The sequence below is a fragment of the Gluconobacter sp. genome (assembly GCF_047722525.1).
Lineage (GTDB): Bacteria > Pseudomonadota > Alphaproteobacteria > Acetobacterales > Acetobacteraceae > Gluconobacter.
This window is the reverse complement of the sequence record NZ_JBDNYY010000003.1, coordinates 174,946-197,377: the sequence shown is the minus strand read 5'-3', so window position 1 is coordinate 197,377 and position 22,432 is coordinate 174,946. Positions and strand designations below refer to the sequence as shown.

The window sequence follows — 22,432 nt, the reverse complement described above, 5'->3', positions numbered from 1 at the left end:
CAAAAGAAAGTAAAGTAGCAGACACCCTTTGGTATTGGCCCCCGGGAGACTTCGCCGCTAGGCTTTGCAATGGACTTTTCCATCCATCCGAGGAGACAGCCGTTTGATCGTCAACCGTCCGCATGGACTGGCCATTCTTTTCCGGGAATCCCTCCCACCCCTGATCATTCTGACGCTGTGGGATTTCGTGGTTGTCGTCCTGTTCCAGATCTATCATCAGGACTGGATGGAACAGCCGTCGCTCCCGATTTCCCTGATGGGCTCGGCGCTCGCGATCTTCCTGAGCATGCGCAACAACGCAGCCTATAACCGCTGGTGGGAAGGACGCACACTCTGGGGTTCGATCACCAACAACTGCCGTTCCTTCGGCCGGGAAGCCGCGACCCTTCTGGGAGGACGCCCGGATCTGGCCCGCGCCATGGCCGCCTATCCGCATGTCCTGCGCGCGGCCCTCAGGGGCGATCCGCCCAACGAGGACACGAAAAGGCTGCTGACGCCTGAGATGTACGAGAAGGTCTTTTCCTGCTCGAACACGGCGAACATGCTGCTCTATCAGATCGGTCTGGGCGTGCGGGACGAAGTCGAGCTCAGGGGAATTGACGGCGCCGTCCACGGAACGGTGGACCGCATCCTGTCCGACATCGCCAATGCGCAGGGCGGACTGGAGCGGATCAAGAACACGCCCCTTCCCGCCCAGTATTCCATGCTGCCCGAAATCGCGACGCATCTGTTCTGCATCATCCTGCCGCTCTCGGCCGTGCAGACGCTCGGCTGGATTACGCCACTGGGCTCCAGCATCATCGGAATGCTGTTCCAGATGCTCGACCGCAGCGGCCGCGACCTTCAGGAACCCTTCAAGAAGAGCGTCCACGCCCTGCCCATGCTGACGATGGCCCGCACGATCGAGCGCGATCTCCTGCAACCGATCGGCGATATCCCGCCCGACCCCATCCAGCCGGTCCACGGTGTCCAGCCCTGACGGCATAGCGCGCCACAGCCCCCTCCTGCGAACGGACAAGACAGGAGAGGGTTTTTCTGCTATAACCTGCGGCTATGAACACGTTCAAAAGCCCCCAGAAGGGCGGCATGACCGATGAAATGGCTCGTGTCGCAGCCAACAATACTGCCCGTCAGACCGACCCGGAACACGATACGGACCCGTTCCGCGAAGGTGACTCCATTGTCTACGCCGCACATGGCGTTGGGCGCGTGGACAAGATCGGCATGGTCGATGTCGCCGATACCGTGATCGAGATGATCCAGATCTCGTTCCCCGGCAACCAGATGACGCTCCGCATCCCGCTGGCCAAGGCCCGCAAGGCCGGTCTGCGCAAGATCGTCACGCGCGACATCGTCGACAAGGCAATGACCGTCATCAAGGGCAAGCCGCATGTCAGCAAGGGCATGTGGGCCCGTCGCGCAGTAGCCTATCAGGAAAAGATCAACTCCGGTGACCTGATCCAGATCGCCGAAGTGCTGCGTGACCTGCGCCGCAATGTTGACAGCCTGGATGGCAGCTTTTCCGAGCGCAAGCTGTTCGAAGCCGCTCAGGAACGTTTCGTCGCTGAAGTCGCCGTTCTCGAAAACGTCGATCCGGCACAGGTTCTCGAAAATCTGACCAAGACCATGAAGGCCGCCTGAAGCCGCGTTTGAAAACGGTTCGCTTCTCCAATATGGACCAGGATGTGGTTTTCTTCGCATCCCGGACGGGGTCTCCCGCGTTGGCGACGGGAGACTTTTCCATGATGTGTTTTCAATCACGGTTTCAGACCTGCATTCACAAGGAGAGGTGAGGCCACATGCCTGCCCCTTACAAAGACCGTTTCGCCGGCAAGAAAGTCCTCGTCACCGGGGCATCCCAGGGAATTGGCGAAGCCACAGCGCTTCGTTTTGCCGAAGAAGGCGCGCAGGTCGCCCTCAACGGCCGCAAGGAAGACAAGCTGATCGCCGTCCGCGACAAGCTGCCCAAAGTCTCCGGCGGAGAGCATCCGATCGCCACGGGTGACATTTCCAAAGAAGATGACGTCAAGCGTCTCGTGGCTGAGAGCATCAAGACCATGGGCGGTCTGGACGTGCTCGTCTGCAACGCGGGCTACCAGATCCCCTCGCCGTCCGAAGACATCAAGCTCGAGGATTTCGAGGGCGTGATGGCGGTCAACGTGACCGGCGTGATGCTGCCCTGCCGCGAAGTCCTCCGTTACTGGCTGGAAAACGGCATCAAGGGCACGATCATCGTGAACTCTTCCGTTCACCAGATCATCCCCAAGCCGCATTATCTGGGCTATTCGGCCTCCAAGGGCGCCGTTGGCAACATCGTCCGCACGCTGGCACTGGAATATGCCAGCCGTGGTATCCGGGTGAACGCCGTGGCCCCTGGCGCGATCGTGACGCCGATCAACATGTCCTGGGTCGATGATCCAGAGCAGTACAAGGCCGTTTCGAGCCATATTCCCATGAAGCGCCCGGGGGAGAGCCGTGAAATCGCAGACGCGATCACCTTCCTCGCAGCCGAGGACAGCACCTACATCACGGGACAGACCCTGTATGTGGATGGTGGCCTGACGCTTTATGGCGATTTCGAGAAAAACTGGTCCTCCTAACCCTGATGCTCCCTTCTCTCACCGTTCTGCTGATCGAGGATGACTTCCTCATTCGAACCTGTCTGGCGGAGTTCCTGCTGGACAGCGGCCTGACGGTGAGGGAGGCGGACAACTGTGCCGAGGCCCGTGCCATCATTGGCGCAGAGCCCCGGCTGGATGCCCTCGTGGCCGACATGACCCTTCCGGACGGGGATGGCATGACCCTTGTCCACCCCGCCCGCGAGCGGTGGCCCGATCTGCCGGTCATCTATATCAGTGGCCATGGCGACCTACGTCGGGACGAGACATCCGGCGACCCTGCACGGGACCGTTTCATCTCCAAGCCTTATACGCTAGCAAGCATCCTGGAGGCCCTTCAGGACATGACATCGACGGCCTCGGACTAGGAGATCCGTATGTCTGCCAGTCTGGACAGACCAGCCCTCGAGACACCCCTTCCAGCAGCCACAGACGGGCAGGTCAGCCCATCCGACCGGCTGGCCCTGGCACAGGACGCCCTCGCCCGCAAAGATCCTGAAAAAGCACTCACCATCGCGGGAGCCGTCCCGGAAGACACGACGGACATGCCGGCTCTCCACTATGTCCGGGCGCGGGCCCTGTTTCATCTTCGCCGTTACGAGGACTGTGCCGCAGAGCTTGAAAAAGCCAGCGCCAGCGTCGGCCCTCACGCAATTTCCCTGCTGCTGGATGAAGCCGTTGCCCTGCGCCGCCGGGATGATCTGCTTCCGCTGCTGGAGATCTGCCGCAGACGGATGCCGGATGATACACGCCTGATGGATGCCGAGGCCACCGTACTGATCCAGATCGGCCGGTTCGAGGACGCCGAACTGCTTCTGCGCCAGAGCCTGCAACGGCGCCCGGACACCCGCAGCACGCTCAACCTGCTTGCTCTTCTGCTGACGGAGACAGGCCGCTTCGAGAGCGCCCTGTCCATCATGAACGGCCTGCGCGAAACCGACCCGCAGGACTGGGAGCCGATCTGCAACATGGCCTGCATCCTCAGCAGCATCGGGCGGATGGAAGAAGCGGCCAATCTCTATCGGCAGGCAGTGCCCATGGCACCGAAAGACCCACGCCTGCGTCTGAACCATTCCATAACCATGCTCAAGAGCGGCCGCATGGCGCAGGGATGGGCGGAACATGAATGGCGCTTCGGGCTGCCGGGCCATACCAGCATGCCGCTGGACCGCCTCCTGCCCAATATTTCTCCCGCGCTGGACCTGAGGGGCAAACGCGTCCTCGTCACGCAGGAAGAAGGTCTGGGCGATACGCTGATGTATCTGCGTTATATCCCGCCCCTCGCCCGGACAGGCGCCATCGTTCATATCTGGGGCACGGAAACCCTGGCGGCGATCTGCGAGCGCGTAGCCGGGGTCGCGGAAGTGCAGTTTGGGGGCGAGACGCCGGAATACGACTATCACTGCCCGTTCATCAGCCTGCCCCGCGCATTTTCCGGCACACCCGATGCGATGGGCGTACCCGTCCCTTATCTCAGTGCGGACCGCCGGAAAGCCGAGATGTGGCGACACCGCCTTCAGGACGACCATAAACTGCGGGTCGGCCTTGTCTGGGCCGGGGCGGCGCGCCCCGAAGATACGGCGGCGCTCATGGTGGACCGCCAACGCTCCATGCCGCTTTCCACTCTGGCTCCACTGGCGGAAATCGAAGGCGCAAGCTTCTATTCCCTGCAAAAGGATCGTCCGGCCGAGCAGATCCCGGATTTTCCGGGCGAACTGATCAATTTCATGCCCGAATGTCATACGATGGACGATACGGCGGCCCTGATGGTGAACCTCGACATCATCGTCTCGGTTGATACGTCAGCCGTTCATCTGGCGGGAGGACTGGGCAAGCCTGTCATCATGATGGACCGCGTCAACAACTGCTGGCGCTGGCTGCATGGACGCGACGATACGCCCTGGTATCCACAGATGACGATCGTCCGCCAGACCCGTTTTGCGGACTGGTCGGACGTCGTGGAGCGCGTGAAACGGCGTCTCGAAGATGCCGTTGCCGCCCACTAGAACTCAGTAGCTGTAGCCGTAAGACAGGCCGATGCTCGATCCCGGATCGTTTTCCGGCGTCGTGAATCCCGTGACCTGACCGCCCGTGCCGACCGTCGTGTTGAACTTCAGCCGCTTCGTCAGGTCGATCTGCACCTGTGCCTGCGTGCCGGAGCCCGACGTCGCCTGTTTGGCGCCGACATAAACGCCCTTCATCACGTATTTCCCAGCCTCGACACTGGTGCCGCCATTGTCCACGCCGCTGCCTCCGCCCACGGCCAGACGGTCCAGACCCAGCAGGTTGCGGACCTTGCTCAGCGGATCAAAGGCCGAACCGCCGGCAAGCTGCACCACGGCCGCCCCCAGTTCAGCCAACTGCGTCGTGGACAGCGAATGGCTATCAGTGCCGAACAGCAGGATGGACAGAACCTGATCGCGCGGCAGGCTTGGCGTGGAAGCGAAGTCGATCTTCGGCGCACTGGCATATCCCGTCACCAGCAGGCTCGCGAGCGTCCCGCTGGCATTGCGGTCGGCACGGAAATCCAGCGTCGGATCGAGCTTGTGGTTCACACCCGAGCCGTTGAAGGCCACACGCCCGTTGGTGAAGTTGAGGTTGATCCCGCCCAGGTTGAAATTGCCCCGTTTGAGGTCAAAGCCCCCGCTGACCGCAGGCTCCGCACTCGTGCCTCGGACGCGCAGACGCCCCTGCATTTCCGCGAAGACACCATGACCGCGCACGAAGAACTCACCCGGCGAAATCACATCCACGCCCAGCCCGATGATCAGGTTCGAGCTGGAACTGGCAGGCGGCTTCTGTCCCGGACGGATGACGTCGAGCTGGGGCACGGACGCGGGCATGGAGTCCGGAATATTGATCGTGGCATTGGGAATATTGACCTTCCCGTCCACGTCCAGCCGCGTGGTGGCCTGCCCGTGAATATGCAGGTCCGTATTGATCGTCGCGGTCAGCAGATCGCTGGAAACCGGACGGGCTTTCTCCGACGTGACATGAAGATCCACCGGCAGATCCGGCCGGAATGCTCCCACACTGCCATCCAGTGCGATGGTTCCCTGCCCGGCATGAGCGACGATATGGTTGATGGCAATGCTGTCACCGGACGCAACGAGCGCGCCGTTGATGTGATTGAGATGCACGCCCTGCGCGTAATGATCGAAAGAGGCATTCTCCAGCGTGACCTCTCCCGTCGCCTTCGGCTGCGCGGCCGTTCCCCCCACATTGAGGTTGATGCCGACCTTCCCGGTCATTCCCATGCCATTGGCACCGAGGACGGCATTGCCGACGGACAGATCCACATGCCCGGTGGTCGCCAGCGCCATCGCGCCCGTTTTGGACAAGGGCGCAGTTCCACGGACCGCCAGAGCGACGGACGGTCCTGCTCCAAGCGTGGCATCCACTTTTGCAGAACTTCCGGCAAGACCGACGTTGGCCAGGATCTGGGCGGCTGGAAGGGACGCCGCAGGCCCGGTCCGCATCCGCAGATCACGCCCGTTCAGCGACACCGTGCCGGTCGGCGCCGCCAGCGTTCCCCCGAGTTTCGCGTTGAGCGAAATCGCGCCCGTTGCCGAAAGATCCGGCGCGAAAGGCTTGGCGATCGCAGGCGTGATATGATCCAGACGCGCCGTCAGCGCGAGTGCCGGTTTCAGCGTACCCGCCACATCGATCGTCGCAGGTGCGACACCCTGAGGCGCCACCGTTGCCAGAAGATGGTCCACCCCCATCGTCTTGCCGAACGACACCACGGCCGGGCGGCTCAGCCGCAGGCTCTCGCCTTTGACCAGAGCCGTCAGTTGCCCCAGACGCACCGTCTTGTCCGGCACGTTCAACACCAGCGCCGTGTCGATATTCGCAGGAGCATCCATCACGTTCTGGAAAGCCGCATTCAGCGCAATGGCCATCGCGGTCTGCGGCCCTTTGATCGTGGCATGCGCTTTGCCCGTCATGGCCTGATAGCGCATCCCGGCCAGATCCAGCACGAGCGAGGGTTCGGGGGCGTCGATCGGATTGGTAATGGTTCCACTGACCTTCAGGGACTGAACGGCCGCCTCGGCCATGGACAGCATCCCGTCCAGTCCGAGCTTCACGACAGGAGGCGCGCCTTCGGCTTCGGTCGTGTGCAAACCCAGCGTCAGGTGTCCTGAAATCGCCTGCCCGATCAGCCGCCGGAAATCTCCGAGATTGCGGATCGAGACGTCCAGATCTCCAAGCGGGACCTTTGCCCCCTTCGGCAGACGGAGCTTTCCCTTCCCGCTCAGACTGTTCCAGTTCAGAGTGTTGAGGTCCAGATGGTAGGCACCGGCGTCGTCCTGCTGGAGGGCGGTATCGAGAAGCAGCGGAGCATGGTCCAGCGTCCCTTTTGCCGTCAGCGTGCCATCGGGGTGGGATGGCAGATGCTGGAAATCCGCATGCAGCGCCACCGGCCCCTTTGCGACATCCTTCGTGCCGAAATCCCCGTTCAGATCAGCCTTGACGGCCAGATCATCCGTCGGTCCATCGGCCGTGGCTGTCAGCGTCGTGCTTCCAAGGATAGCCGGGCTGGCCTTTGCCAGATCGGGCAACTGGACGGAGACTTTCGTCTGCATCCGGTTGCCATGCGCCATGTCGATGACGGACGACACCAGCATATGCAGGGCCGCTCCATCCAGCCCGAAGCTTTTCAGCGTCAGGACATTGACCGGAGACTTCGCCAGATCAAGCGAGAACGTTCCCGTCTTCCCGATCAGGTTCAGGGCCTGCGGCTGGCCGCCCGTAATCGCGAGCGTCCCCGTGCTTTTCAGCGTCAGGTCGTCCTGCTTCGTGACCGGCATGGCAAAGTCGGCATGCAGCCCCGCACTCCCCTTGATATCCGTGCTGCCCATCGCCGCCAGCGGGTGCAGATCCGGCAGGTCGAGATCCAGATGCCCCTTCGGAGCAGGCTTCAGATCCGCAGTCGCCGTGGCATGAAGCAGCGGATGGTCCAGCTTTGCGACAATCGGCACAGTTGCCGCCAGCGGATGAGCCAGAACATCCAGCGTCAGCGGTGCCGCGGCCAGAAGTGTCGGCTGGGAACCTGGAATCCGCAAGCCATCCAGCGTTGCAGTCAGATGCCCCGTCGTATCCTGCGCCGGAACACCTTCCACGCCTTCGAACTGCGCATGCAGATGCCCGATGGCCGCGCCAGCCGCCGTCAGGGCATCGATATCCAGAACGCCCTGTCCGTTTGGCGCCGTGAGCGGGCCATGCAGATCCGTGTGCAGCGCGATGCTGTTCCACGCAATGCCCGGCCGCAGCGTCATGGACGGCGCATCGGCCTTCACATGCAGATCCCCGACACGCGTCAGCAGGTTCATCGTGCCGTTTGCAGCGGCCTTCACCGGTCCCGCCCCAAGGCCGAAATCCAGCACCGCAGCCGTTCGCGGACCATTGAGATTCAGGTGCAGGTCCAGCGGATCGAGTTCCGGCATCTGCCCGAGCGTCGTGACAAATCCCCGGTCGCCTTCCTGAAAGCGCACCCCGAGCGCAATACGCCTGCGCGGCGTCTGGACATTGAGCGTCAGGCTGCCCGGCTGGTCGAGACGCTTCAGGGCTAGCGCCACGTCCATGACCGGAAGCGTCTTCATCGTCACGCCATCCATGAAGGGCGCGATGCTGTGAATATGGGCGTGGCCGTCTGCGGAGAATACTGTCGGCGTGACGGTATAGTCCGGCCCGATCTCCAGCCGCCCGATATGCAGGGACGCCAGATCGACCCGCAGATGCAGCTTCGATGGCGCCGTGCTTGTCGGTGTGGGCTTTGCGGGCGTTTCGTCCGGGCTGGAGACCATCTTGCGCAGCACGGCCACACGCGTGGCGCTCAGGCTTGCGATCTTCGCATCCATGTGGATCAGCGACAGTGGGGACCATTTCAGATCGGCATTGTCCAGCTCGATCCACGGGCCTTTCGCATCCTTGATGAGCAGCTTTGTCACCGCCAGATGATGTGGCAGGAAGCCCGAAAGCCCGGAAATCTCGACCATCCCCCCCGTCAGCGGGCCGATTTTGCGTTCGATCAGACGCTGCCCGGGAGAGATGTTGATCCCGATCAGAACACCCGTGACCGCCACGGCCACAAGCCCCGCAGGGACGATGACCAGACCGGCCGCAACACGGAGAAGGATCCTGCGAACGCGCATCAGAACGTCTCCCCGAGGCCGAAATACAGTTCCCATTTATCGCCGTAAGCCGGACGGTTCATCGGCAGCGCCACGTCCACGCGGATCGGGCCGATCGGCGTGAAATACCGTACGCCACCGCCATAACCGACCCGAAGCGTGCCCTGCCCCGGCCGCGATCCCGTGCCCACCTGACCGGCATCCACAAATCCGGCCACACCAAGATTCATCGGCAACCTCTGACGGAACTCGACGCTGCCCGCATCCATGGACGTACCGCCGATGCCGTATTTGGACTTGCCATATTGCGGCCCGACCCCCTGATAACGGAACCCGCGAACCGTTGCCGGGCCACCGGCATAAAGCCGCTGATCGGGCGGGATCTGGTAGGTGGAGGCCCCCTGCACGGAACCCACGATACCACGCACCGCAATCACGCTGCGTCCGGGGCGGGAAATGCCGAGATGCTTCAGATCGAAATAAGTCGAGACCTGCGCGGACAGGAGCGTGAAGAATGACGACCCGCTCTCCAGGGATTCGGACGGCGTGACGGACAGGGACGCCCGCACGCCATGCGTTGCCGGATCGATCGGATTGGCCAGTTGGGTATTATCGAACGTCGCGTTCAAAGGGGCGGCAATGATGAAATAACTGCGGGTATCGCCGAACTGCCGGATCTGCTCCTGCTCGCCCATCACGCCGCCCGAGATATTCCAGTACCGTCCGACATGACGGTTAAGGCCTGCCCGCCCGATGATGGCGGTCTGGTGATAGGAGTAGAGAAGCTGGCGAATGCCTTCGAGACGCACGCTCAGATTCTGCCCTTTCGTCAGGAAATCCGGCTTCATGAAATCGGCATAGACGTCATAGCCAAGCCCCTGCTGGGCCGAACCGCCAAGTCCGGTAATGAGGGCCGTCAGGCGCAGTTGTTCGGCATTGCCCAGCAGATTGTGATGCGTCCAGCTCACACCCACACGCCCACCCAGATCGGTCGAATACCCGACCTGCGCGGACAGCGTACGCCGCTTGGCCTCCTTGAATCCGAATTCGATCGGCATGGCCTGAAGGATGCCGGGCATGAGGGTCCTGCCTGGCGGGAGCGTGATGATCGGCGGCGCATTGCGGACCTGCACGGATGCGAACACGCCCGTGCTCGCCAGATCCTGACGGGCGGCCTCGATCCGGGACGGGCGGTACAATTCGCCTTCCCGAAGTTCCAGCCGGTTCATCAGGTAGGACTGGTTGGTATGCGCCAGCCCGGTCATCCCGATCGGGCCGATCACGACTTTCGGCCCGCGGTTCACCCGGAACACGATGTCCAGCGTCTGCGTCTGCGGTTTCAGATAGGCCAGAGGTGTCGAGACGCTCGCCGTGGCATAGCCCTCTTCCTGAAGCTGGTTGAGCAGGCTGTTCTGCGCTGCCAGCACATCGGCCGCCACCGCAGGCTGACCCGAGGTCAGACCAAACGCCTTGCGCTCCTCGGGAAGGAGACGGACAGGCTCTGCCTGTGCGATCGCCTGTTCGGAGGTTGCGGCAACCGCCGCCGCTGGAGCCGCCGGGGTGGGAGGGCTGGTTTTTTCGTCCGGCTTATCTTTGGGGCGTGTTGTCGCAACGGAGGCTTTCGCGTCCGGCTGTGCCATGGCAGGCGCCCCGGCGTTCGCCGGAGCCGGAACGGACGTGGCCGGGGCCTCCTGTGGCGGCATGGTCAGCGCGACGGTCCCAAGACTGAACCGCGGACCGAGCGTCGCCGAGATCGTAATGGCAACTTTCTGGCTCGTCCCTCCCGCCTTCAGGATATCCGGCAGGGACGGATCCTTGCCGTCCAGCGTCCGCGCACCCGCCCGGACGTCGATCCTGACCAACCCGGCATAATATCCCTGCGATTCAAGCGCGCTGTTGACCCGGTCGTAATCACTGCGGATCCGCCCGGCGAGCGCATAGGCCCCGACAGTATGGGAGGTCTGAAGTGATTTGAGCTGGGAGGACGCACTGATCGCGGAATCCACATCAGCCTGTTTCGTGGGCTTCAGCGTGACCGCGTAAGGGATTGCAGGATCGGATGTGCCATCCGTTACCGGCTTTGCATTTGCAGCCGGTTTCGACGCTTTCGCCTCGACGGGCAGAGGCGCACAGAAAACCGTCACGATGCCCAGCGCGCAGGACATCGAGGCGAATGACACAGAAAAAGAAACGGGGCTGCGGCCTGACTTCACCGTGCGTCCTGAAATCCGTCTTGAGGGCCTTTCCGACGTTTGAAAGCCGGACACGAGAGCGCAGACCGAACGACGCGGCTGCTACCATCCGAGGAACCTTGCACGACGCGCCCTGTCAAGCCCTCCCGGACAGGAGCGGTCCGGAAAAAAACAGATCCCTTCAGGATTCTTTACCGAAATACCGCCCCCTTCAATGCGCGCGGGGAAACGGCCTTCCGATCGCAAACGGAAACAAACAAGATTGTGTCGCCACCGTGAAAACCGTATCACTCAGCACCCATGTCCCATCGTGATGCCAAGACACCGAACGGCCGGCGCGGTCACAATCGCCCCGTCCTGGATGGAAATGCCGGTTTTCCAGCCTTCCAGCCGACAACGTCGACCTCCCTTTACAGCCGCCTGCGCTGTATCAGGCGGCTGTCGCTTGTCCTGATCTGGGCGTTCTGGGTGTGCAGCATACAGGCGATCCTGATCCGTCTTCCGGGTCGCCTGAAGATCATGATGCCGCAACTGCTCTGGAAAGGCGTGTGCCTGATCATGGGAGTCAGGACCACCATCATCGGCCGGAGCGCAGGCGGCGTGCGGACCGCAAAGGATGTCCGCAGCGGCCAGCGTCCGGTCGTGTTCGTTGCCAATCACTGCTCCTGGCTCGATATCGCCATCATCGGCAGCGCCCTGCCCGTCGTGTTCGTCGCCAAGGGCGAAGTCGGAAAATGGCCTCTCATCGGTACCGCCTCGCGACTGGGCCGGACAATTTTCGTCAGCCGCAACCGTCAGGACACCGGCCGTGAACTGAAGGACATGGCAGCGCGCCTGTGGGACGGAGACGACATCGTCCTGTTCCCCGAAGGCACATCATCCGACGGCTCCAGGGTTCTTCCGTTCCTGTCCTCGTTCTTCGCCGTCGCAAAACCCGGCCGACTGGAACAGGCAGGGCTTCCGAAAGCCCCTCCCGTCCTGATCCAGCCCGTCTCGGTGGTCTATGACCGGCTTGAAGGGCTGCCGGTCGGGCGCAGCCGGCGGAATGTCTTTTCATGGTACGGGGACATGGACCTTGCCCCCCATCTCTGGGCGTTCGGGCAATGGCGTTCGATGGGAGCCTCGCTGATGCTGCATGATCCCATCAATCCGGAGGATTACCGTTCCCGCAAGGAACTCGCGCGCGCCACGTTCAAGGTCGTCAATGACGGCGCTGCGGAACTCCGGCGCGGCCTGTCAAAAGACACCGAGTCCTGACCCACGCTCTCCCCCATACCGGAAAGTACGGCCGTTTCTTTGCGGAAATCCGGCGTTCTGCGCAGGTTTGTCTTGACTTGAAGCCAGCCCTCACGCCACGCTTGGTTCCACGATACGGTCGCAATCGTGCAATCGTGTCCGGAGGTGGTATATCCCATTCAGGCCCGTCTGACATTCCGTCGGCCCATTGCATGCGTCATGCCGTTCCGAAGAACGGGCTTGACCCCGTAGATGCCTGCGCCGATGTCTGTGCCTGATCCTGCCATTCCCGGACCGAGACCTTGACCACCGCCCCGATTTCCCCTGCCGTGCCCGCCTCCCCCGATCATGCCCACGCACCCCGTGGTCTTCATGTCATTACGTGGGGCTGCCAGATGAACGTCTATGACAGCGCGCGCATGGCTGATGTCCTGCGTCCGCTGGGTTATGGACCCGTCGAACGGCCCGAAGATGCGGACATGGTCATTCTCAACACCTGCCATATCCGCGAACGGGCGACCGAAAAGGTCTTTTCCGAACTCGGACGCCTGCGCAAGATCCGCGACGAACGCATCAGCAACGGTCAGGACCGCACCATCATCGCTGTCGCCGGCTGTGTGGCCCAGGCCGAGGGTGAGGTCATTCTCTCCCGCGCGCCTTACGTCGATCTGGTTCTCGGCCCGCAGACCTATCACAAGCTGCCCGAAATGGTGGCGCGCGCGGCGCGTGCCGGTGGCGCGGTCATCGAGACCGATTTCCCGGTGGAGCAGAAATTCGATTTCCTGCCCACGGATGCCGCCCCACAGACACAGGGCAATCTCACGGCCTTCCTCACCATTCAGGAAGGCTGCGACAAGTTCTGCTCGTTCTGCGTCGTGCCTTATACCCGTGGTGCGGAAACGAGCCGCCCGGTTGCCTCCGTTCTCGCCGAAGCGCGCCGGATGGCCGAAAGCGGCGTGCGCGAGATCACGCTGCTCGGTCAGAACGTCAACGCCTATCATGGCGATGACGGTGAAGGCGGAAGTGCGACCCTGGCGGGGCTGGTCGAACAGCTTGCACAGATTCCCGGTCTGGGTCGCATCCGCTACATGACGTCCCACCCGCGCGACGTGGACCAGAGCCTGATCGACGCGCACCGGGACAACCCCGCGCTCATGCCGTTCCTGCATCTTCCGGTGCAGAGCGGCTCGGACCGGATCCTCAAGGCCATGAACCGAGGCCACACGGCGGACGAATACCGTGAGAGCGTCCGCAAGCTGCGTGAGGCCCGTCCGGATCTGGCCCTGTCTTCCGATTTCATCGTCGGCCACCCCGGCGAGACGGAAGAAGATTTCGAAGCCACCATGCAGCTCGTGCGCGATATCGGTTTCGCCATGGCCTACAGCTTCAAATATTCCCCCCGTCCCGGCACACCCGCCGCAGGCCAGCCGATGCAGGTGCCCGAGGACGTGAAGGATCGCCGTCTGGCCGAATTGCAGGCGCTTCTGCGCGAACAGCAGGACGCCTTCAATGCAGACATGGTCGGAACGGTGCAGGAAATTCTGGTGACGAACCGGGGCCGCAAACCCGGGCAGATCGCCGGACGTTCCCCCTATCTGCAACCCGTTCATTTCGACGGACCGGATCATCTGATCGGGTCCACCGTCAAGGTCGCCATCACCACGCGCCGCACCAACTCCCTGGGCGGCACCCTGATCCGGGAGACAGCCTCCGCTTGCTGACAACGCACCCGAACCGTCCCGTCGCCACCAGCACTGGCTCCGAAAGCAACCGTACCGTTGCCCTTCGCTTCAATGACAACATCCTGCTCCAGCGTCTGCTGGGTGACCATGACCGGCATCTCGTCCGGCTGGAGGAAGGATTCGATGTCAGACTGTCCTGCCGTGGCAACAAGATCGCCATCTCCGGCGAGACGGAAGCGGTCGGCCGGGCGCAGGCGGCCATCATCGCCCTGTACAACCAGCTCGAACAGGGCGGCACGATCGATGCCTCACAGGTTGATGGCGTCATCCGCCTGACCGCCCTTCCACGCCGTCCGGAACGCCCGGCAGAAAACCGGGATACCCGTCCCGCACCGCAGGAGCGGCCACGCGGCAACGGACAACGCCGCCCCGAAAAGGGCCCTGGCAAGCCACAGAACGCACCGGCCACGCCGCTGGGAGACCTGCCTGCCATCCGCACCAAGCGCGGCGTCATCGCGCCACGCTCCCACGGACAGGCGGCCTATATGGAAATGCTGGCCAATACCGACATGGTGTTCGGCATTGGTCCGGCCGGAACGGGCAAGACCTATCTGGCCGTGGCACAGGCCGTGGGCATGCTGCTTGCCGGACAGGTGGACCGGATCATTCTCTCGCGCCCTGCCGTCGAAGCCGGCGAGCGCCTCGGCTTCCTGCCCGGCGACATGCGCGAAAAGATCGACCCCTATCTGCGCCCGCTTTACGACGCCCTGCATGACATGATGCCGGGCGATCAGGTCGTGCGCCGCATGGGGACGGGTGAGATCGAAGTGGCGCCGCTCGCCTTCATGCGCGGGCGCACCCTGGCTCATTCCTACGTCATTCTGGACGAAGCCCAGAATACGACCGCAGCCCAGATGAAGATGTTCCTCACCCGCATGGGCGAAGGCACACGCATGGCCATTACGGGCGATCTGAGTCAGATCGATCTGCCGAATGGTGTATCATCCGGTTTGCGTGAAGCGGTCGAGACCCTCGAAGGCATCAAGGGAATCGGCATTACGCGCTTTTCTTCCGAAGATGTGGTGCGCCATCCGCTGGTTGCCCGTATCGTCGATGCCTATGAACAGAAAGCGCCAGCCCCCCGGGACGTGTTCCGGAACAGGCTGCGCCGGGAAAACAATGGAACCTCCAAGTCGATACGCCGGCACTGACATCATCATCGAGGACGCCCGCTGGCGCGCCTCGGTTCCGGGGACGGAGCGTGCAATCCGGCGCGCCCTCGTCGCGGTCGCCCGTCAGGGTGGACCCGACTTCACGCAGTCTCCGGCTCCTTCGATCCTTCTGGCGACAGACCGGGTCGTCAAGCGCCTCAATGCGCGCTTCCGGGACAAGAACAAGCCCACGAACGTCCTGACGTTCGAGCCGCTCTCGCCCGCCCATGGCGGAGACATCGTGCTGGGTTACGAGACCGTGCGCCGCGAAGCCGCGGCCGCCAGCCGCTCGCTGAGGGCGCATCTGTCGCATCTTGTGGTGCATGGCGCGCTGCATCTTGCCGGTTACGATCATCATCATCCCGGTGAAGCCCGGGAAATGGAAGGAATTGAGACCCGTACCCTGCGATCCCTCGGTTTTGGGGATCCTTGGCGCCAGGGGAACTGGCAGCAGGCTGGGAGTGTCCGGATATGAGTGACGATTCAAACGACCGCCTGCCCGAAGACTCAGGCAAGAGCCGCCCCTCACGCGGACTTTTCGGACTTTTCAACCGCCGCAGCCGTGATCAGGGCCTGCGCGAATCCATCGCCACTCTTGTTCAGGAAGCCGGGCAGCCGGCTGATGAAGCGGGAGACGAGCCGGAACTGGACCGGCAGGAACGCGCCCTCATCATGAACGTGCTGCGCCTGCGCGACATCACGGCAGATGATGTCATGATCCCGCGCGCAGACATCGTGGCCATGCCCGAGGCCCTGCCGTTCAACGAAGCGCTGGACCTGATGCGCCGGGAAAACCATTCCCGCCTTCCCGTCTATCGTGACCAGCTCGACGACATCGCGGGCATGATCCATGTGAAGGACCTGATCGCCTATGTTGGCGAGCCGGAGGCCTTTGACATCCGTCCGCTCCTGCGCCAGCCACTGATGATCGCCCCGACCATCCCGGTGCTGGACCTGCTGCTCCAGATGCGCCAGCGCCAGATGCACATGGCCCTTGTTATTGACGAATATGGCAGCATCGACGGCCTCGTAACGATCGAGGATCTGATCGAGACCATCGTGGGTGACATCTCCGATGAGCATGATGATCCGGTCACGACCATGTGGGTGGAGCGCCCGGATGGGTCGTTCGATATTGATGCCCGCCTCCCGGTCCGGCAGCTTGAGGAACGGCTCGGCGCCGTGCTGACGGATGCCGAACGCGAGGCCGAGATCGAGACGGTCGGTGGTCTGGTGTTCCGTCTTGCCGAACATGTCCCGGCGAAGGACGAAGTGCTCACCCATGAAAGTGGCCTCGAGTTCCGTGTTCTGGACGCGGATGCGCGGCATATCCGATCCCTGCGCATGCGGGTTCCGGATGGCTGGGAAAACAAGCCGCTTCCCACACTGAAAACCCAGGAAGACGACCGGGGCTCTTGACGGAGCCCCCGGTTCATCGTTCGAGTATCAGCATCTTTCACAGCGGAGCCCCGCCCATGTCTGCCCCCCTGCTTTCCGGACGCCGCGCCTTTCTCGTAACCGGCGCAGCTCTCGTGGCGACCGCATCGGTGTCGTTTGTAAGGGCGGATGATCTGCCTGCCAGCGATCCACGCATGGGCCCGAGGGTCATTGGCGCGCCGAATGCGAAGGTCATCGTGGACGAATGGTTCTCCCTGACATGTTCACACTGTGCGCATTTCTCGCGGGAGATCTTTCCGCAGGTCTGCAAAAACCTGATCGACACGGGAAAGATCCGCTATCGCTTCCATGATTTCCCGATCGATCAGGTTGCGTTGCTGGCCGCCATGGTGGCCCGCTCCCTGCCGGCGGACCAATACGCAGCCTTCGTGACGGATCTGCTCGACCATCAGGACGAATGGGCTTTCGCGCAGAACATTGACCCGGTTGCCGAACTAAAGAAACGCGCGGCCCTGTTCGGGGTGAACGCAGCGACGTTCGACCGGATCAACGCCGATAATGCCTTGCGTGAAGCCATTATCAACAAACAGGATCACGACGGCGCTTTCCTCCAGATCCCGGGCACGCCATATTTCCGCATCAATGATGTTCCCGCACCCACCGTGGTCGGGAGCTATGATGATTTCGCCAAAGCAGTCGCAAAGGCTTCCTGAATGACCCGTCTTTCCCTTTCCCGCCGCTTTTTCGTCTCCGCCGCCCCGGCCCTCGCCGTCGCCGGCACAGCCGCGGGCACGGCCCGCGCTGCCGATGCGACCTCGACGGATGCCCGGCTGAGCCCCCGCATCATCGGCAACCCGAACGCCAAGGTTCTGGTTCAGGAATGGTTCTCCCTGACCTGCACGCATTGTGCGCATTTCGCGACGGAAGAGTTCCCCAAGATCAGGGAAAAGCTGATCGACACGGGAAAGATCCGCTATCAGTTCCATGATTTCTGTGGTGATCGTGTTGGCCTGACGGCGGCCATGGTGGCCCGCTCCCTGCCGGAAGAGCGCTACGTCCCCTTCCTCGAAGCCCTGTTCTCCAGCCAGATGCAGTGGGCCTTTGCCGCCGGCGGCGACCCGATGCAGCGCCTGCAGCAGATGTCCGCTCTCGCCGGCGTCTCCGCTGCCCAGTTCGAGGCCATCAGCAAGGACAACGTGTTTGCCGAAGCCTTGTTCGATCAGGTCAAGAAGGACTCGGACACCTACAACATTCAGGGCACACCCTATTTCCGCTTCAACAACACGCATTACGACCAGGATCCGGAAACCTTCGAAAAGTTCGCCGATCTCGTCGCCAAGGCTTCCTGATCCGGGACCATAGGACCATTATTTCCATACCCTGATGTCGAGCCGTACCACGACGATCGACCGCCTGAGCATCGGCGGTTTCAAGAGTTTCGCCGATGAGGTGCGTCTCGATATCCTTCCGGGCCTGACGGGGATCATCGGCCCGAACGGCTGCGGAAAATCCAATGTCGTCGAAGGCCTTCGATGGGCGATGGGCGAAACCTCCGCCCGCGCCCTGCGTGGCGGGGAACTTGATGACCTGATTTTTGCCGGTACGGGCGCGCGCTCCGCCCGCAACATCGCGCAGGTCACGCTGCATCTGAGCAATGCAGCCGGTCTGGCCCCTTCCCCGTTTCAGGACGCCGACGAACTGGAAATCAGCCGCCGGGCCGAACGCGGCTCCGGCAGTGAATACCGGATCAACGGCCGCGTCATGCGCGCCCGTGACGTTCAGACCCTGTTTGCCGATCTGGCCTCTGGCGCACGCAGTTCGGCCATCATCAGCCAGAACCGCGTCGGCCAGCTTATCGCAGCCAAGCCCGAAGAGCGCCGCCTCCTGCTCGAAGAGGCGGCAGGCATCACCGGCCTGCACGCCCGCCGCCACGACGCCGAACTCAAGCTGCGACAGACCGAGACCAACCTTTCCCGCGCCGAGGATCTGCGTCTTCAGCTCGAAGAGCGGCTTGAAAGCCTTGAGGGCCAGACCGTTCAGGCCCGGAAATATCGCGAGATTTCCGAAAGGATCCGCGCGACGGAAACCGAGCTGCATGCCCTGCTCCACGCCCGGGCCAATCTGGCCGTCCAGCGCAGCCGGGACGATCTGGCCAAGGCCCGCGAGGATCTGAAAAAGGCGGAACAGGCCGCCGAAGCCGCTGCCATCGCTGAATTCGAGGCCCGCAAGGCCGCACCCCAGGCCCGTGAGGAAACGGATCGCCTCCGCAGCACTCTGGAGCGGCTGAAAGTCCAGTCCGAAACCCTGCGCCAGGACCTCGACCGTGCCCGCCAGACCGAATCCGAAACGCGCGCGCGCCTTGAACAGGCCGAGGAAGATTTCGCCCGAAGTGAAACCGGCCTGAAATCGGACCGTGACGCCTCTGCGGCGGCGACGGAAGAACGGAAAGTTCTTGAGGCGGAAGCTGCTGCCCTTCCGGCAAGCCGGTCGAGCTGTGCGGCTGAATGCGAACGTCTGGAGACGCTCGAAAAGGAACAGGCTCGCGCTCTGGAAGAAGCGACCCGCCTGCGCGATGCGGAAGCCATCCGTCGGGACGCCGTGATGGAAGCGCTGGATGCCCTGACCATCCGGCTCGATGCGGAAGTCGGGGCGCTGGAGGCCCTTCAGGCGGAAATCACCGCTCTGGACAGGGACACGCCCGATAACGAAACCCTCGACACCCTGCGCCAGAACGCCGCGTCCATGCTGGAACAGTCCGAAGCCGCCAGCCGCAGGGAGCAGGACTGTACAAACGCATTGCAGGATGCACGCCTGAAAGCGGAACTGGATGGCCGTGCGCTAGCCGAAGGCAAAAGCCGTCTCCAGGCTCTTCAGGCCACGGAAGCCGATCTGGACCGACGCCTTCAGATCATCGACACCCAGATCAAACAGGACCGGAGCACACGCCAGGCTGCACAGGCGCTGCTTCTGAGCGACGATGCAAAGACAGACCTCCAGACATCCCGCGACACCACCGCTCAGGCCCTGACCGAAGCGCATGAACGGGAAGAAACCGCCCGGCAGGAACAGGACCGGCTGGGCACACTCTGGCTGGAAGCACGCGCGGCGGCTGAAGAGGGCACGCAACGTCAGAAAAGCCTTCTTCAGGCAGCCGAACAGAGCCGGCATACGCTCGATCAGGCCCGACAGAGAGCCGGGATCGCAGCGTCCGCCGAAACTACGGCCCGGGCCGCCCTCGTCCCTGAGCAGACCATTCAGAACGCGCGAAACGCCGTCATGCAGGCCGAAGACCGCCTGACAGCCGTGCAGCAGGCGCTCACACAGGCCGAAACCACGCTTACGAAGGCCGGGGAAGAGGAAACACAGGCCCGTCAGGCCCTCTCCGCACTGGAAACACTCATCCTGCGCACACAGGGCGAGTGCGAGGGGCTGGAGCAGAGCCTGAGTGCCGTTGCAGCCCAGCCGGACCCGCTTGAAGACGCGCTGCACTTTCCCCCGGACATGGCCCGGGCCGTCGCGGCGGTTCTCGCAGACGGGCTTGATGCGTCCCTTGCGCCCGACAGCGTTCCAGCGGATCGACGCTGGCGCCCACTGGACAGGCTTGGCACCAAGAACCTGCCAGCCTGCCGTCCTCTCTCGACACTTGTTCAGGCGCCCGAGGCCCTGAGCCGCTGTCTGGATTCAGCCTTCCTGCTTGAAGACGAACCCACTGGCCCCGCCCTGCAGAAAATCCTCCAGCCGGGGCAGGTTCTTGTAGGCCGCAGCGGCGCGCTCTGGCGTTGGGACGGATTTACCCGCTCCGCCGATGCTCCCGATGCGGGCGCGGCCCGGCTTGAACAGCGTCGCCGTCTGACGGAAATCCGCGCCCTGCTCCACGCCCATCAGGCCGAGCAGCCGCGCCTGAGCCAGACCTGCACCACAGCTCTCCAGACCCGCGAACAGGCCGAAGCAGCACTCGGTGCCCTGCGCAGGGAACGCATGGCACTGGAGCCGCAACTCGCTGAAGCCCGGACCATCGCCTCGAGGATCGAACAGAAAGCCGCACTGGCCCGTACCCAGTGGGAACAGGCTTCCGAACGCCTGAAGGACGCCGGAGACGCTCTGACAAACGCGCAGAAAACAGCGACACAGGCGGAAGCTGAACTCACGGCCCATCCCGCGCCTGACGACCTTCAGACCAGGGCCTCAACCTGCGCACAGGATGCCGAAAACGCCCGAAACGCCCTCCGCGACGCCAGCGCGCGGCTTCAGGCAACCCGCAGCGCCGCAGACGCCGCCGCCCGCGCGCTGGATCAGGCCCTTCTGCGCCATGACACCACGCTTACCCGGCTGCGGGATCTGGATGAAGGGCTGGCGCGGCTGGAGCAGGAACATGACCGCCTTTCAGCCCAGCGCAAATCGCTCCAGCAGCAGGACAACCGGCCCGACGTCATCGCACTGAGCGCTGCCGCAAAAGCCTCTCAGGATGTTTTCGAGCTGGCGCGCTCCTCCGCCGACACGGCGGCCCGAACAGCGCGGGAAAGCCGCGAAGAGGCCAGCCGTCTGACGCGGGAACTTCAGGCGCTCGATCAGACGGCCGCAACCGCCCTCGCCCGGCGCTCCGCGCTGGAACCGCGTCAGCGAGAACTGCACGCCCTTGTCAGCCGCCTGCGGGACGATCATGCGAAGCGAACGGCCGAACTGGCCGAGCGACCCGACCCTTCCCTGCTGGAACGGGCCGTTCTGGACGCCACCGCTCCTCTTCAGGACACACGCCACCGTCTGGAAGAAATGCGGATTGAACGCAGCCGGCTCTCCCTTGAAGACGTTCGTCTGACGGGGGCACTGGCTGCGGTCCGCGCCCGGATCGAGGCGCTCGACAGCCGCATCACCAGCGGAGAGGCCGACCTCGCCCAGCTCCGCACCCGACGCGACGGATTGCAGGAAAATTTTCAGACCGTCAGCGCTATCCCCGCCGAGCTGGAGCGTAAACTCGCCGGTCACGACCAGAGCCTGACGGATGCCCAGAGCGCTTACGATACCGCCCGGGCCCGGGATGAAGCCGCGGGAGCCGCCGGACTGGAAGCGCAGGAACAGCGCCGCAATGCGGATCTCGCGCTGGCGGCAGGCCGGGAAGCAATCGCGCGCCTGACCGAACGCGCCGAACAGGCTGTCGCGGCCCGCGAACGCCTGCTGGCCGACAGCGAACCGCCCCAGAGTGGAGCACAGGGGGGGGCCTATCCTTCCGATCTTTCAGAACAGACCGAAACCTCGACCCGCCGGCGCCTTTCCCGCCTGATGCGGGAGCGCGAAGACCTCGGCGCGGTCAACCTGCGGGCTGAAGCCGAGTTCGAGGAGGCTCGCGAAACCGCCGAGACCATCGCCCGCGAACATGCCGAACTGACGGCCGCCATCAACAGGCTGCGTGGCGGGATCGGCACCATCAACCGGGAAGGCCGCGAACGTCTTCTGGCCGTTTTCACAGAGGTGGACCGACATTTCCAGTCGCTGTTCGCCCGCATGTTCGGTGGCGGACGGGCCCATCTGGGCATGGTCGGCAGTGACGATCCGCTGGAAGCCGGGCTGGAAATCTTTGCCCAGCCTCCCGGGAAAAAACTTTCCACGCTCTCCCTGCTCTCGGGTGGCGAACAGGCCCTGACCGCCCTTTCGCTGATCTTTGCGACTTTCCGCTGCAACCCGGCTCCGATCTGCGTGCTCGACGAGGTCGATGCGCCGCTCGATGATGCGAATGTCGAGCGTTTCTGCTCCCTGCTCTCCGACATGACGAAGGAAGCCGGTACGCGGTTTCTGGTGGTGACGCATCATCAGTTGACGATGGCGCACATGGATCGTCTTTACGGTGTCACAATGCAGGAGCGTGGTGTAAGCCGGGTTCTGTCAGTCGATCTGGGGCGCGCAGCCGCGCTTGTGGGTGGCTAAGGTCAATTTTCTCAAACAGATAAATTGACGTTGGACCGTTCT

The 22,432-nt window shown here is 63.1% G+C and carries 15 protein-coding genes; 13 read left to right on the top strand and 2 right to left on the bottom strand.

What is annotated here, in order from left to right:
* Positions 1-103 precede the first annotated feature (103 nt).
* The 5 genes from ABF859_RS04435 to ABF859_RS04415 all read left to right on the top strand — a co-directional run bounded on the left by ABF859_RS04435 (position 104) and on the right by ABF859_RS04415 (position 4,624).
* Positions 104-979: a bestrophin family protein gene (locus ABF859_RS04435; protein WP_415526507.1), complete on the top strand. Its 876-nt coding sequence runs from the start codon at positions 104-106 to the stop codon at positions 977-979.
* A gap of 74 nt (positions 980-1,053) precedes the next feature.
* A complete protein-coding gene (locus ABF859_RS04430) occupies positions 1,054-1,641 on the top strand; it encodes a CarD family transcriptional regulator (RefSeq protein ID WP_415526505.1) in 588 nt (195 codons plus the stop codon).
* A gap of 158 nt (positions 1,642-1,799) precedes the next feature.
* A complete protein-coding gene (locus ABF859_RS04425) occupies positions 1,800-2,600 on the top strand; it encodes an SDR family NAD(P)-dependent oxidoreductase (protein ID WP_415526503.1) in 801 nt (266 codons plus the stop codon).
* Positions 2,601-2,605: 5 nt separating this feature from the next.
* Positions 2,606-2,986, top strand: a complete 381-nt coding sequence (locus ABF859_RS04420) for a response regulator (protein WP_415526501.1) — start codon at positions 2,606-2,608, stop codon at positions 2,984-2,986.
* 9 nt (positions 2,987-2,995) lie between these two features.
* A complete protein-coding gene (locus ABF859_RS04415) occupies positions 2,996-4,624 on the top strand; it encodes a tetratricopeptide repeat protein (RefSeq protein ID WP_415526499.1) in 1,629 nt (542 codons plus the stop codon).
* Positions 4,625-4,627: 3 nt separating this feature from the next.
* On the opposite strand, the gene ABF859_RS04410 is transcribed toward ABF859_RS04415, so the two are convergent.
* Positions 4,628-8,773, bottom strand: coding sequence for a translocation/assembly module TamB domain-containing protein (locus ABF859_RS04410; protein WP_415526497.1), 4,146 nt, complete (start codon positions 8,771-8,773; stop codon positions 4,628-4,630).
* Positions 8,773-10,917: an autotransporter assembly complex protein TamA gene (locus tag ABF859_RS04405; protein ID WP_415526676.1), complete on the bottom strand. Its 2,145-nt coding sequence runs from the start codon at positions 10,915-10,917 to the stop codon at positions 8,773-8,775. The genes ABF859_RS04410 and ABF859_RS04405 overlap by 1 nt, the downstream gene beginning before the upstream one ends.
* A 327-nt stretch (positions 10,918-11,244) precedes the next feature.
* Between ABF859_RS04405 and ABF859_RS04400 the strand changes: the two genes are divergently transcribed.
* The 8 genes from ABF859_RS04400 (at position 11,245) to ABF859_RS04365 (ending at position 22,390) form a co-directional block, all read left to right on the top strand.
* Positions 11,245-12,201, top strand: a complete 957-nt coding sequence (locus tag ABF859_RS04400) for a lysophospholipid acyltransferase family protein (RefSeq protein WP_415526495.1) — start codon at positions 11,245-11,247, stop codon at positions 12,199-12,201.
* A gap of 281 nt (positions 12,202-12,482) precedes the next feature.
* A complete protein-coding gene (gene miaB / locus ABF859_RS04395) occupies positions 12,483-13,901 on the top strand; it encodes a tRNA (N6-isopentenyl adenosine(37)-C2)-methylthiotransferase MiaB (protein WP_415526493.1) in 1,419 nt (472 codons plus the stop codon).
* Positions 13,895-15,073 (top strand): PhoH family protein, encoded by a 1,179-nt coding sequence (locus ABF859_RS04390; RefSeq protein ID WP_415526491.1) that lies wholly within the window; start codon positions 13,895-13,897, stop codon positions 15,071-15,073. The genes miaB and ABF859_RS04390 overlap by 7 nt, the downstream gene beginning before the upstream one ends.
* Complete coding sequence (gene ybeY / locus ABF859_RS04385; RefSeq protein ID WP_415526489.1) at positions 15,042-15,548, top strand: rRNA maturation RNase YbeY; 507 nt, start codon at positions 15,042-15,044, stop codon at positions 15,546-15,548. Before ABF859_RS04390 ends, ybeY begins: the two co-directional genes overlap by 32 nt.
* Complete coding sequence (locus tag ABF859_RS04380; protein ID WP_415526487.1) at positions 15,545-16,492, top strand: hemolysin family protein; 948 nt, start codon at positions 15,545-15,547, stop codon at positions 16,490-16,492. The genes ybeY and ABF859_RS04380 overlap by 4 nt, the downstream gene beginning before the upstream one ends.
* A gap of 56 nt (positions 16,493-16,548) precedes the next feature.
* The gene (locus tag ABF859_RS04375; protein WP_415526485.1) at positions 16,549-17,184 is read left to right on the top strand and encodes a thioredoxin domain-containing protein; all 636 of its coding nucleotides are present in this window, start codon (positions 16,549-16,551) and stop codon (positions 17,182-17,184) included.
* Positions 17,185-17,820 (top strand): thioredoxin domain-containing protein, encoded by a 636-nt coding sequence (locus ABF859_RS04370; RefSeq protein ID WP_415526483.1) that lies wholly within the window; start codon positions 17,185-17,187, stop codon positions 17,818-17,820. It begins immediately after the preceding gene.
* 34 nt (positions 17,821-17,854) lie between these two features.
* On the top strand, positions 17,855-22,390 hold the full coding sequence (locus ABF859_RS04365; RefSeq protein ID WP_415526481.1) for a chromosome segregation protein SMC: 4,536 nt from the start codon (positions 17,855-17,857) through the stop codon (positions 22,388-22,390).
* The last annotated feature ends 42 nt before the right edge of the window (positions 22,391-22,432 follow it).

Excerpts from the sequence above, each read along its gene's own strand:
- ABF859_RS04430 (WP_415526505.1), top strand. The coding sequence starts at position 1,054 with ATGAACACGTTCAAAAGCCCCCAGAAGGGCGGCATGACCGATGAAATG.
- ABF859_RS04425 (WP_415526503.1), top strand. The coding sequence starts at position 1,800 with ATGCCTGCCCCTTACAAAGACCGTTTCGCCGGCAAGAAAGTCCTCGTC.
- ABF859_RS04420 (WP_415526501.1), top strand. The coding sequence starts at position 2,606 with ATGCTCCCTTCTCTCACCGTTCTGCTGATCGAGGATGACTTCCTCATT.
- ABF859_RS04415 (WP_415526499.1), top strand. The coding sequence starts at position 2,996 with ATGTCTGCCAGTCTGGACAGACCAGCCCTCGAGACACCCCTTCCAGCA.
- ABF859_RS04410 (WP_415526497.1), bottom strand. The coding sequence starts at position 8,773 with ATGCGCGTTCGCAGGATCCTTCTCCGTGTTGCGGCCGGTCTGGTCATC.
- ABF859_RS04405 (WP_415526676.1), bottom strand. The coding sequence starts at position 10,917 with ATGTCCTGCGCGCTGGGCATCGTGACGGTTTTCTGTGCGCCTCTGCCC.
- ABF859_RS04400 (WP_415526495.1), top strand. The coding sequence starts at position 11,245 with ATGTCCCATCGTGATGCCAAGACACCGAACGGCCGGCGCGGTCACAAT.
- ybeY (WP_415526489.1), top strand. The coding sequence starts at position 15,042 with ATGGAACCTCCAAGTCGATACGCCGGCACTGACATCATCATCGAGGAC.
- ABF859_RS04380 (WP_415526487.1), top strand. The coding sequence starts at position 15,545 with ATGAGTGACGATTCAAACGACCGCCTGCCCGAAGACTCAGGCAAGAGC.
- ABF859_RS04375 (WP_415526485.1), top strand. The coding sequence starts at position 16,549 with ATGTCTGCCCCCCTGCTTTCCGGACGCCGCGCCTTTCTCGTAACCGGC.
- ABF859_RS04370 (WP_415526483.1), top strand. The coding sequence starts at position 17,185 with ATGACCCGTCTTTCCCTTTCCCGCCGCTTTTTCGTCTCCGCCGCCCCG.
- ABF859_RS04365 (WP_415526481.1), top strand. The coding sequence starts at position 17,855 with ATGTCGAGCCGTACCACGACGATCGACCGCCTGAGCATCGGCGGTTTC.